The sequence below is a fragment of the Mesorhizobium sp. M0701 genome (genome assembly GCF_040320365.1).
Lineage (GTDB): Bacteria > Pseudomonadota > Alphaproteobacteria > Rhizobiales > Rhizobiaceae > Mesorhizobium.
Genome location: NZ_JAMYPO010000083.1, coordinates 1 through 11,736 on the forward strand (window position 1 = coordinate 1; position 11,736 = coordinate 11,736).

11 protein-coding genes are annotated in these 11,736 nt (G+C 61.3%); 8 read left to right on the forward strand and 3 right to left on the reverse strand.

Going from position 1 to position 11,736, the window contains the following annotated elements:
* The first annotated feature begins 263 nt into the window (after positions 1-263).
* From NKI24_RS34955 to NKI24_RS34970, 4 genes are all read left to right on the forward strand, one after another.
* The gene (locus NKI24_RS34955) at positions 264-1,505 is read left to right on the forward strand and encodes a cysteine desulfurase (protein ID WP_352750707.1); all 1,242 of its coding nucleotides are present in this window, start codon (positions 264-266) and stop codon (positions 1,503-1,505) included.
* 5 nt (positions 1,506-1,510) lie between these two features.
* Positions 1,511-1,903 (forward strand): SUF system Fe-S cluster assembly protein, encoded by a 393-nt coding sequence (locus NKI24_RS34960; protein ID WP_352474719.1) that lies wholly within the window; start codon positions 1,511-1,513, stop codon positions 1,901-1,903.
* Between the two features lie 110 nt (positions 1,904-2,013).
* Positions 2,014-2,400, forward strand: a complete 387-nt coding sequence (gene sufA / locus NKI24_RS34965) for a Fe-S cluster assembly scaffold SufA (protein ID WP_352474720.1) — start codon at positions 2,014-2,016, stop codon at positions 2,398-2,400.
* A gap of 11 nt (positions 2,401-2,411) precedes the next feature.
* Positions 2,412-2,945 carry a DUF2199 domain-containing protein gene (locus NKI24_RS34970; protein ID WP_352750708.1) on the forward strand — a complete coding sequence of 178 codons (534 nt, stop codon included), beginning with the start codon at positions 2,412-2,414 and terminating at the stop codon, positions 2,943-2,945.
* Here NKI24_RS34970 and NKI24_RS34975 read toward each other — a convergent pair.
* Positions 2,942-3,439: a GFA family protein gene (locus NKI24_RS34975; RefSeq protein WP_023674692.1), complete on the reverse strand. Its 498-nt coding sequence runs from the start codon at positions 3,437-3,439 to the stop codon at positions 2,942-2,944. The two genes, NKI24_RS34970 and NKI24_RS34975, sit on opposite strands and share 4 nt — an antisense overlap.
* Before the next feature lie 90 nt (positions 3,440-3,529).
* Between NKI24_RS34975 and NKI24_RS34980 the strand changes: the two genes are divergently transcribed.
* Positions 3,530-3,853: a TfoX/Sxy family protein gene (locus NKI24_RS34980; protein ID WP_352541445.1), complete on the forward strand. Its 324-nt coding sequence runs from the start codon at positions 3,530-3,532 to the stop codon at positions 3,851-3,853.
* 6 nt (positions 3,854-3,859) lie between these two features.
* On the opposite strand, the gene NKI24_RS34985 is transcribed toward NKI24_RS34980, so the two are convergent.
* Positions 3,860-4,810, reverse strand: coding sequence for a PfkB family carbohydrate kinase (locus NKI24_RS34985; RefSeq protein ID WP_352750710.1), 951 nt, complete (start codon positions 4,808-4,810; stop codon positions 3,860-3,862).
* A 465-nt stretch (positions 4,811-5,275) separates the two neighbouring features.
* Positions 5,276-6,172 carry a hypothetical protein gene (locus NKI24_RS34990; protein ID WP_352449382.1) on the reverse strand — a complete coding sequence of 299 codons (897 nt, stop codon included), beginning with the start codon at positions 6,170-6,172 and terminating at the stop codon, positions 5,276-5,278.
* Between the two features lie 561 nt (positions 6,173-6,733).
* On the opposite strand from NKI24_RS34990, the gene recA reads away from it, so the two are divergent.
* The 3 genes from recA (at position 6,734) to NKI24_RS35005 (ending at position 11,616) form a co-directional block, all read left to right on the forward strand.
* Complete coding sequence (recA, locus tag NKI24_RS34995) at positions 6,734-7,831, forward strand: recombinase RecA (RefSeq protein ID WP_023674696.1); 1,098 nt, start codon at positions 6,734-6,736, stop codon at positions 7,829-7,831.
* A 259-nt stretch (positions 7,832-8,090) separates the two neighbouring features.
* Positions 8,091-10,757, forward strand: coding sequence for an alanine--tRNA ligase (gene alaS, locus NKI24_RS35000; RefSeq protein ID WP_352745703.1), 2,667 nt, complete (start codon positions 8,091-8,093; stop codon positions 10,755-10,757).
* A 64-nt stretch (positions 10,758-10,821) separates the two neighbouring features.
* Positions 10,822-11,616, forward strand: coding sequence for a PhzF family phenazine biosynthesis protein (locus NKI24_RS35005; protein ID WP_352745700.1), 795 nt, complete (start codon positions 10,822-10,824; stop codon positions 11,614-11,616).
* Positions 11,617-11,736 lie beyond the last annotated feature (120 nt).

Sequence of the window (11,736 nt, forward strand, 5' to 3'; positions counted from 1 at the left end):
GGAACTGGACGACGAGGCCATCGTCGAGGCGCTGGAAGCGAGACTCGATAATTGGTTCGTGGCGCACGGATAAAGTGGATGAGGGCCTGGCGCTTCGGCCAGCACCCCTCATCCGACCGAGCTTCGCTCGGCCACCTTCTCCCACAAGGGGAGAAGGAAACGCGCCTCTCCTTCTCCCCTTGTGGGAGAAGGTGGATTGGCGCGAAGCTCGGTCGGATGAGGGGTGCTGGACGGAATGAGGCGGTGCCTCGAGAGAGCTTGTAATGGACCAGAAAGTCGAAAACATCCCCTACGACGTCGAGGCGATCCGCCGCGACTTCCCGATCCTGTCGCGGCAAGTCTACGGCAAACCGCTGGTCTATCTCGACAATGGCGCCTCGGCGCAGAAGCCACAGGCGGTGCTCGACGCTATCCAGCACGCCTATTCCCAGGAATATGCCAACGTCCATCGCGGCCTGCATTTCCTGTCGAATGCCGCGACCGACGCCTATGAGAACGCGCGCAAGATAGTGCAGAGATTTCTGAATGCGCCGAGCACCGACAACATCGTCTTCACCTCGAACACCACGGCGGCGATCAACACGGTTGCTTATGGTTTCGGCATGCCCAATATCGGCGAGGGCGACGAGATCGTGCTGTCGATCATGGAGCACCATTCCAACATCGTGCCGTGGCATTTCATCCGCGAGCGGCAGGGCGCCAAGCTGGTCTGGGTGCCGGTCGACGATCTCGGCGTCTTCCATATCGAGGAATTCGAGAAGCGGCTGACCGACCGCACCAGGCTCGTCGCTATCACGCATATGTCGAATGCGCTGGGCACGGTGACGCCGATCAAGGAGATTGTGCGCATCGCGCATGCCCGCGGCATTCCGGTGCTGGTCGACGGCAGCCAGAGCGCCGTGCATATGCCGATCGACGTGCAGGATCTCGACTGCGATTTCTTCGTCTTCACCGGCCACAAGGTCTATGGCCCGTCGGGCATCGGCGTGCTCTACGGCAAGAAGGATATTCTGGAGCGCATGCGCCCGTTCATGGGCGGCGGCGAGATGATCGAGGAGGTGACGCAAGACATCGTCACCTACAACGACCCGCCGCACCGTTTCGAGGCCGGCACGCCGCCGATCGTGCAGGCAATCGGGCTTGGTGCCGCGCTCGAATACATGGAAAAGATCGGCCGCGAGCGCATCGCCGCGCACGAGGCCGATCTGAAGGACTATGCGCATCAGCGGTTGCGCGCCATCAACTCGCTGCGCATCTTCGGCGATGCGCCCGGCAAGGGCGCCATCATCTCGTTCGAGCTGCAGGGCATCCACGCCCATGACGTGTCGATGGTCATCGACCGGCAGGGCGTGGCGGTCCGCGCCGGCACGCATTGCGCCCAGCCGCTGTTGAAACGCTTCGGCGTAACATCCACATGCAGGGCGTCGTTCGGCATGTATAATACCAGGGCCGAAGTCGATGCTTTGGCCGATGCGCTGGAAAAAGCGCGAAAATTCTTCGGGTGACGATCATGGATGATGCCAGCCATACCGCCGAGACCAATTCGGAAGCGACGACCAATGCGGCGGTTTCCGGATCGACAATCCCCGCCGACGAATTGGCGCGGCTGACCGACGACATCGTCTCGGCGCTGAAGACGGTCTACGACCCGGAAATCCCGGCCGACATCTACGAGCTCGGCCTGGTCTACAAGATCGACATCGAGGACGACCGCTCGGTCAAGATCGACATGACGCTGACCGCGCCCGGCTGCCCGGTGGCCGGCGAAATGCCTGGTTGGGTCGAAAATGCCGTCGGCGCCGTCGAAGGCGTTTCCGGCGTCGAGGTCAACATGACCTTCGACCCACCCTGGTCGCCCGACCGCATGTCGGAAGAGGCGCAGGTGGCGGTTGGGTGGTACTAGCATGCGACCAGCCGGAGGCTGGCGCACTTGCGCCGGGTACAAAACTTCACCATTTTAGGTGAGGAATCATTCGGCAGGCCTTGAACCTGCGCGCAATGGAGAAGGAAAACATGGGACGCTTTGCCGTCATCACGATGACCGAAAAGGCCGCCGACCGGGTGCGCGAGATCGTTGCGACCCGTGAGAATGCACATGGCATTCGCCTTGGCATCAAGAAGGGCGGCTGCGCCGGCATGGAATATACGGTCGATCTGGTGACCGAGCCGAACACCAAGGACGATCATATCGAGCGCGATGGCGCCCATGTCTATGTCGCGCCGGAGGCAGCACTTTTCCTGTTCGGCACCGAGATGGACTTCGAGCAGACGACGCTGCGCACCGGCTTCACCTTCCGCAATCCGAACCAGAGCTCGGCCTGCGGCTGCGGCGAATCGGTCGAGTTGAAGCCGGCCGATTTGAAGGCACTGGCCGAGGCGCGCGAAGCAAGCGCGGCTTAGCGTCTCTGGTGATGAGTGCCGAGGCATATCGCTGGCGGTGTGCCTGTTGCGGTCAGGAATATACCGGGCTTCCAACAGATATGGCGTTCGGTGCGCCCGTGGACACGGACACGCTTGACGATGCCGCTCGAGCGACCTTTCGTAAGAATGAAGATTTCTGCGAGGTGCGCCGTGCGTCGGGGGTAACCGATCGGTTTGTTCGTTGCTTGCTGCCTCTGCCAGTGCCTCAGCTATCCAGCGAGTTCTGTTTCGGCGTATGGATGTCGGTCTCGGAAAAAAGCTGGGATCTATACCGAGATGGATATGACAGTGGCCAGTATGAAGAAGAACTCTGTTTTGGATATCTGATGCACAACATTCCTGAGTATCCAGGCTCGTTGCATCTGCATGCCAATGTTGTATTTCAGCCCGGTGATCAGCGTCCGAAGGTGTTTCTGCATGATGCAGATCATCCCTTGGTTGCGGCCCAACGCAGTGGGGTGGATGTGGCGCAGATAGAGCGCTGGGTGGCTCTCACGCACCGACCTAAGGCCGGGAGCAGCTAATCCACCCACATCCCCGTTCGCTTGTGCCAGTCTGCGATCGACTCCTCCGGGTAGACGTCGAAGACCTTGTCGCCCTTGCCGATATCCGGCTCGACCCAATTCGCCTTGTATTTCAGCATCAGATGCACCTTCTCCGGCGGTTTCGGCAGGTCTGTGTCGACAGCCGAGGCGAACGGATGCACAAGCTCCGGCCAGGTCGGATCGTAGAGCCAGAGTGCCGTCCCGCATTTCGTGCAGAAGTTCCGCTCGCCCGTCGAGGTCTCGCGTTGCGGGTGCTCGTCGTCCTCGATCTCGGCGCGGTAGACGCCGAGATGGCGCTTGCCCTGGATTTTCAGCGTCTCGTAATCGGCGCCGAGATTGATGGCAAAACCGCCACCGCCCTGCTGCTTGCGGCAGATCGAGCAGTAGCACAGCATGAACGGCACCGGCGTGTGGCTTTCCACCTCGAAACGCACGGCATTGCACCGGCAGGACCCTTTGAGCAGAAGCGGCATGAGAAACTCCGACGAAAGTGACTTGCACTTTGTCAGGATGGCGCCGGTTGCGGCGATGACAAGGGGAAATCCGGGTGACATGATCGCCGCATGGACAACGAGCGCATAGAAGAGCTTTTCGAAGGCCTCGGCCCGGTCAGCATCCGCAAGCTGTTCGGCGGCAAGGGCATCTATTTCGACGGCGTCATCGTCGCCATCGTCATCGGTGGCGAATTGATGCTGAAGGCCGACGCCGAAAGCGCCCCGGATTTCGAAGCGGCCGGCTGCCGGCAATGGACCTATACCGGCTCGCGCCACGGCAAGCTCGTGTCGATGCCCTATTGGAGCGTTCCCGACAGCGCGTTCGACGATCCCGACGAGATGGCGATCTGGTCGCGCCGCGCCTACGAGGCAGCACGGCGCGCCGGCAAATAGGCTGCGTCATGCTTCGGCAATTCCGGGCCGCACTTCATGCCAGGTCCCGCGCCTCGGCACGAGCGCCAGCGCCTCGGCAAAGCCAGCGCTGGTGAAGGCGGCACTCTCGACGACGAGCATAGCTGCGGCAATGCCTTCGCGCAGTGCCGCGCGCAGCGTCAGGCCGCGCAGCAGGGCAGCGATCGTGGCGCCTGCCAATGCGTCGCCGGCGCCGGCAGCATCGGTCCGCTTTTGTAGCGGCGGTGGCGAGATCGAGAACGTGCTCAATTCGTCGAAACCGAGCACTGGTTCGTCGCCAGCGGTGATCACGCCGCTTTTCAGCCCGGCGCGTCTCAGGCCGTCGACGATGCCTTGATCGATTTGGACGCCGGCGAGCACGCCGGCCTCGTGCCGGTTCATGAAGGCCATCGCCAGACGGTCGAGCACCGGCGTCAGCCGCGCCGCTTTGTTGGGCGAGACCGCAAGCGCAAACACCGGCTTGCCGGCGGCGAGTGCCGCCAGCCGCTCCAGCGCGGTCGACGGCAGGTTGGCGTCGCACAGCACCGCGTCGGCCGAACCGATCGCTTCCCGCACCTTGGCACGGCGGATCTGCTTGGGAAGCGCCAGCTCGTAGAGCACCATGTCGGCAAGGCCGGCGATCAGCCCGCCGCCGCTGTCGATCAGCATCGTATGGCTTGGCGTTGCTCGGTCGAGGAACACCGCCGACAGGTCGGCAACGCCGGCCTCGGTGACGGCGCGTAAAACCGTGTCGCCAAGGGCATCGCCGCCGCGCACCGAAAGCAGCGAGGCCGAGACGCCGCGGCGCACGGCACAGCGCAAGGCGTTGAAGACGGCGCCGCCGACATGCTCGCGCATCGTGCCCGGATTAGACGCTGCCGGCACGAAGGCGCCGGCAACCCGGCCGCGCCGCTCGATATAGGCGCCGCCCACGGCCAGGATCGTCGGGGATTTGATCATGCCGTCAAAATGCCCTTTAGCTGTTGCCCGGGGGGAGACTAGGTCGCCGGGCGGAACCCTGCAATCGCGGGTCCGATTCGGTTGGTGACGGCAACGGCGCCGCATCCGAGGCGAGACACGTTGGGAAGCAAACGGATGTATACCGTTCGACATGTAAAGAAGAAAATTCAAGCCTTGGCGAGGTGTGCTAAATGCGTGCTGTTGCGTGAGCCACGCGTTCTACACCAATGGCATCGCGGGCTGCTTCAGCTACAGCAACGGCAGCAGTGGTAACTCGAATGCTCAGCCAGATGGTAACAAGCAGCGCAGCCATATTGTGCTTCAGCGCCACTCCATGGGGCTTTCTGCGCAATTATGTAGGTGGCTAGCACCTCAACGCAAAGAATACCAGAATCGCCCCACAGCGCCTTGCCCCGTCCATGTGATGGCATCATGAAACCGATCCTTTTGGCGGTGGCGGTGGTTCTAATCGAAGCCGTTTAAATGTTCGTCTTTCAGGTGAGCGGGAACGAACTCGTAGCTCTTGTATACGCGGCAAAACCAACTCTTGTGGGGAGTTCCGAACGGGTCCTCGTAATAGATGATCCCATAAAGATATATCTCACCTTCTTTCCGTCGTTCCCCCTCCATCATGTCGGCGGTGACTGTCAGCGGGACATGCCAGTTGTTTGGGAAATCGACGTCATAGGCCGCAATCGCCCCTTTGTGCAGAATCCTGTCAGTCCCCTGTTTTCCGGCGGTCTCGGGGTCGGGCGGCACGGCGAAAAGTCCCACATCATACTGAATGCGCGTCACAAAGCCTGGCGTTCTGCCGAAATTCTTGAAGTTGATCCCGAGAAGTTTTTTGCCATCAAAAGGGTCTCGTTTGGTCATCCAAAGGAATACATAGGGCCGCTCAGCGGCAATGGCAGCATTGGCAGCAGCGGTAGCCGTGTTGGCAGCTTGAATAGCGGCTTCGGTAGCAAACTGATTAGCTTTGAGAGTACGCCAAATTAAGAAAATGCCGACACCGCTCGCAATCAACCCAGACAGGCTAATCCGGTACATACTTGTGGTGTCTTCAGCAACGCTCTGTTGGGCTGCGAGGTCACACCAATCCGTATTGGTTTCGCTGGAGTCGTTTGCTTTCTCAGTTTTTTGATTGCTCGAACTGGGATGGACATAGGTGGTCGAAAAGGGGCTATCGCTATATCGTGCGGCGCATTTTCTGGCGTAGTAGGAGCTTTGATTTTCAACGGACTTTTGAGAGTCGAGTAGCGACCCAAATAGGAGCAATCCAATTATGGTCGCAATCCAGCCGAACGTTATGAAGTCATATCGATCGTCGCCGCCAGACATGACAGTATCGCCGCCAAATTTCACTGCGGCAGTTATCCCCTAGAATACGGACAGGAGCAACAATGACCGAAATGCCTAACGCCTGTTCGACGGCCCCCTAAAGGCGATCGCAACCAAGCTCGCCCCTACTGGTCACGCGGATGGTGCGCTGGATTTCCTTCGCGGAAAGCGGAACATGAAGGTGACACCAGTCGCGCAGTGACATGCGTGGCTTGGAATGGCGTGCCTGCGGTCGGGTAGACCTGCGCGCTGCAGAAGTCGCACTCATGGAGCGGCAAGCCTTCACGCGATGGCACTTGGCGCATTCGTGACGATCACTGCACCGGGTTGTCATGAGGCGTTCGAAGCAGGCGTCTTCGCTACTAGCGAGTCGCCCCCCGGAATGGGCAGACAGTCGGGAGTTTACCTTTTTTGACAGAGATAACATCCCGAAGCCAAAATTCCGAAACAAAAATAGAACAAATAGGGATATGCGTTATTTTTCAAGCCCTTGGTACTCATTGACAAATGAGAACAAATGAGGTACATTCTTTTAAGGATTGCGGGATTGTCCGGCCTCCATTGACGACCACGGGGTGATGTATCATGGCTCAGAATTCTTTGCGGCTTGTAGAGGACAAAGCGGTGGACAAATCAAAGGCTCTGGATGCGGCGCTGTCGCAAATCGAGCGTGCCTTCGGCAAGGGCTCGATCATGCGGCTCGGCGCGAATGAGCAGGTCGTCGAGATCGAAACGGTGCCGACCGGCTCGCTTGGGCTGGACATCGCGCTTGGCGTCGGCGGCCTGCCGCGCGGCCGCATCGTCGAGATCTACGGGCCGGAAAGCTCGGGCAAGACGACGCTGGCGCTTCACACGGTGGCCGAAGCCCAGAAGAAGGGCGGCATCTGCGCCTTCGTCGATGCCGAGCACGCGCTCGACCCGGTCTATGCCCGCAAGCTCGGCGTCGATCTCGAAAACCTGCTGATCTCGCAGCCCGATACCGGCGAGCAGGCGCTGGAGATCTGCGACACGCTGGTGCGCTCCGGCGCCATCGACGTGCTGGTGGTCGATTCGGTGGCGGCGCTGACGCCGCGAGCGGAAATCGAAGGCGAGATGGGCGATTCGCTGCCCGGCCTGCAGGCCCGCCTGATGAGCCAGGCACTGCGCAAGCTCACCGCCTCGATCTCGCGCTCCAACACCATGGTCATCTTCATCAACCAGATCCGCATGAAGATCGGCGTCATGTTTGGTTCGCCCGAGACGACGACCGGCGGCAATGCGTTGAAATTCTATGCCTCGGTCCGCCTCGACATCCGCCGCATCGGCTCGGTCAAGGATCGCGACGAGGTCGTCGGCAACCAGACCCGCGTCAAGGTCGTCAAGAACAAGCTGGCGCCGCCCTTCAAGGTGGTCGAGTTCGACATCATGTATGGCGAGGGCGTCTCCAAGACCGGCGAGCTGGTCGATCTCGGCGTCAAGGCGGGCGTGGTCGAAAAGTCGGGCGCCTGGTTCTCCTACAATTCACAGCGTCTTGGCCAGGGCCGCGAAAACGCAAAACTGTTCCTGCGCGACAATCCCGACACGGCGCGCGAGATCGAGCTGGCGCTGCGGCAGAATGCCGGGCTGATCGCTGAGAAATTCCTTGAGAACGGCGGCTCCGAAAGCAGCGATGACGGTTTCGAGGACGACGCTGGGGTGATGTAGGGCAAGCGACGCCTCGCTGAGCCTCAGCCAGGTTTCGATGTGATGTTTTGATTTTGAGTTTGCGTAATCGATGCGTTTCGAACCGCCGGCCCAGGGCCGGCGGTTCGCGTTTGACGGCGAGGCAGACGCATTTCAAGGCGCTGGTGAAAGCCGGGATTTGAGCCCATTTGGTGTTTCTGGACAGGCTGCGGTGCGACCGCTAAAAGGCCATGTCTATTTTCCGCCGGCAGCCGGCGGTTCTCTCGAAAAGGCAGTATTCATGAGTGGCGTCAACGAGATCCGGTCGGCATTTCTCGACTATTTTCGCAAGGAAGGTCACGAGGTCGTCGCGTCAAGCCCGCTGGTGCCGCGCAACGACCCGACGCTGATGTTCACCAATGCCGGCATGGTGCAGTTCAAGAACGTTTTCACCGGTCTGGAGAAGCGGCCGTATTCGCGCGCCACGACTGCCCAGAAGAGTGTTCGCGCCGGCGGCAAGCACAACGACCTCGACAATGTCGGCTACACCGCGCGCCACCTGACCTTCTTCGAGATGCTCGGCAATTTCTCCTTCGGCGACTATTTCAAGGAGCGGGCCATAGAGCTTGCCTGGAACCTGATCACCAGGGAGTTCGGGCTGAAGAAGGACAAGCTGCTGGTCACCGTCTACCACACCGACGACGAGGCGGCCTCGTACTGGAAGAAGATCGCCGGCCTTTCGGACGATCGCATCATCCGCATCGCGACTTCGGACAATTTCTGGGCAATGGGCGACACTGGACCTTGCGGGCCGTGTTCGGAGATATTCATCGACCGTGGCGAGCATATCTGGGGCGGCCCTCCCGGCAGCCCCGAGGAGGATGGCGACCGTTTCCTTGAATTCTGGAACCTGGTGTTCATGCAGTACGAACAGGTGACGAAGGAAGAGCGCGTCGACCTGCCGCGTCCGTCGATCGACACAGGCATGGGCCTCGAGCGCATGGCATCCATCCTGCAAGGGGTTGAAAGCGTCTTCGAAACCGACCTGTTCCGCCACCTGATCGACGCTGCGTCTTCGGCGCTTGGCAAAGGTCCGGATGCGGGCACCGTCGCATCGTTCCGTGTCATCGCCGACCATTTGCGTTCGTCCTGCTTCCTGGTCGCCGACGGCGTGCTGCCGTCCAACGAAGGACGCGGCTACGTGCTTCGTCGCATCATGCGCCGCGCCATGCGCCACGCGCAGTTGCTCGGCGCCCGCGATCCGCTGATGTGGCGCCTGGTGCCGGCACTGGTCCGCGAGATGGGCCAAGCCTACCCGGAACTGGTGCGCGGCGAACAGATGATCACCGAAACGCTGAAGCTTGAGGAAACTCGTTTCCGCAAGACGCTGGTGCGCGGCTTGGGCTTGCTTTCCGAGGCGACGGAAAAGCTGGCCTCCGGCGACATGCTGGATGGCGAGACAGCGTTCAAGCTCTACGACACCTATGGCTTTCCGCTCGATCTGACGCAGGATGCGCTGCGCCAGCGCAACATCTCGGTCAACCTTGCCGGCTTCACCGAGGCGATGGAGCGGCAGAAGGCGGAGGCGCGCAAAAGCTGGGCTGGTTCCGGTGAGGCCGCAACCGAGACGATATGGTTCGCGGTGCGTGAGGAGACCGGCGCCACCGAATTCCTGGGCTATGAGACCGAGCAGGCCGAAGGCCTCGTCCAGGCGCTGGTCAAGGACGGCAAGACCGTGGAAAGCGCCGGCAAAGGCGACGCCGTTGCCGTGGTTGTCAACCAGACGCCGTTCTATGGCGAGTCCGGTGGCCAGATGGGCGATACCGGCGTCATTTCAGGCGACGGGTTCTCGATCGAGATATCCGATACCCAGAAGAAGGCCGATGGGCTTTTCGTCCATCTCGGCAAGGTGGCTACCGGCACGGTCAAGACGGGCGCGACCGTCGAGCTGAAGGTGGACCACGCGCGTCGCACCAGGCTGCGCGCGAACCATTCCGCCACGCATCTGATCCATGAGGCGCTGCGCGAGGTGCTGGGTACCCATGTGGCGCAGAAGGGCTCGCTGGTCGCGCCCGAGCGTCTGCGCTTCGACATTTCGCACAACAAGCCGATCTCGCCTGACGAGCTCGAAGAGGTCGAGCGCATGGCAAACGAGATCGTCGTTCAGAACGGCCCTGTAACCACGCGGCTGATGTCTGTCGACGACGCCATTGCCGAAGGCGCCATGGCGCTGTTTGGCGAGAAATATGGCGATGAAGTGCGCGTCGTTTCGATGGGCACGGGCTTGCATGGCGCCAAGGCCAACCGGCCTTACTCGGTCGAGCTATGCGGCGGCACCCATGTCAGGGCGACCGGCGATATCGGCCTGGTGCGCATCGTGTCCGACAGCGCGGTCGCTGCCGGCGTGCGCCGCATCGAGGCGTTGACCGGCGAGGCGGCCAGAAAGCATCTCGACGAACAGGACAAGCGGTTGAAGGCGGCCGCCGCCGCGTTGAAGATTTCGCCGGCCGATGTGCCGGCCCGCGTCGAGGCGCTGCTGGACGAACGCAAGAAGCTCGAAAAGGAGCTGATCGAGGCGCGCAAGAAGCTGGCGCTGGGCGATCGCTCGCCAGCCGGTGTGCCTGCGGAAAACGAAACCATTGCCGGTGTCGGTTTTCTCGGCAAGGCGGTATCGGGCGTCTCGCCAAAGGATCTTAAGCCGTTGGCCGATGCCGGCAAGAAGTCGCTCGGCTCCGGCATCGTCGTCTTTGTCGGCGCCGGCGAGGACAACAAGGCGAGCGTCGTCGTCGCCGTCACCGATGATCTGACCGGCCGCTTCAACGCCATCGATCTGGTGCGCGTCGCGTCCGCGGCATTGGGCGGGCAAGGCGGCGGCGGGCGACCCGATATGGCCCAGGCCGGCGGCCCGGACGGCTCGAAGGCCGAAGACGCGATCGCTGCGGTGAAAGCGGCTCTCGAAGCGGCGTGAACCTACACCGGGGGCGGCACGGCCGAAATGGCGCGCCGCCCAGCGGATATCTTTGAGGGCCGATATGCCGACGCTGACGATGTATCAGGTCGATGCCTTTGCCGAACGGGCCTTCCAGGGTAACCCTGCCGCCGTTCTCCTTTTAGAGGAATGGCTGTCGGAGCAGGTAATGCAGGCCATCGCCAACGAAAACAATCTTGCTGAAACCGCGTTTGTGCGGCCGAATGGCAAAGGTTGGGATTTGCGCTGGTTCACGCCGGTCCATGAAGTCGACTTCTGCGGCCACGCCACTCTTGCGGCAGCCCATGTGCTGGCTACGGAATACAATGGTCAGGGCGAAATGGCCTTCGCCACCCGGGTCGGCGAGCTGCGGGTTTCCCGGTGGGAAGGGGGCTATCAGCTCGATCTGCCTTGTTTTCCGCCGCAGCCCGTCGAGGAAGAGCTGAACTCGGCGCTGCAAGCGATATTGCCTCAGCGGCCGGTTGCGAGCTTCCGCAATTTCGAGAACCTGTTTGTCGAGCTTGCCGACGAGACAACCGTGCGATCTTTCGTTCCCGATCTGCTCAGGATCGGACGTTTTCATCCTCTCGGCCTGGTCATTACCGCGCCTGGGCGAGCCCACGATTTCGTCTCCCGTTACTTCGTGCCCGGGGCGGGCATTCCCGAGGATCCGGTTACCGGCTCCATTCATGCGACGCTGGTGCCTTACTGGGCTGAAAAACTCGGCAAGACGCATCTGTCGGCATTCCAATGCTCGCAGCGCGGCGGGCATTTGCTATGCGAACTGGCCGGAGATCGCGTGCTGATCACAGGCCGTGCGAAGACCTTCATGAAGGCGGAGATCTACCTTCCCGATTGAGCGGCTTGGCTCCGGTTTCTCGCCCCCACGAAGTGGCTAGGGCGTATACACATCTTGCTGCGACGGATTGACTCGGTTGTGACGTGTCGGATTCCGCCGGCGTGTGCTGTATGATTCTTC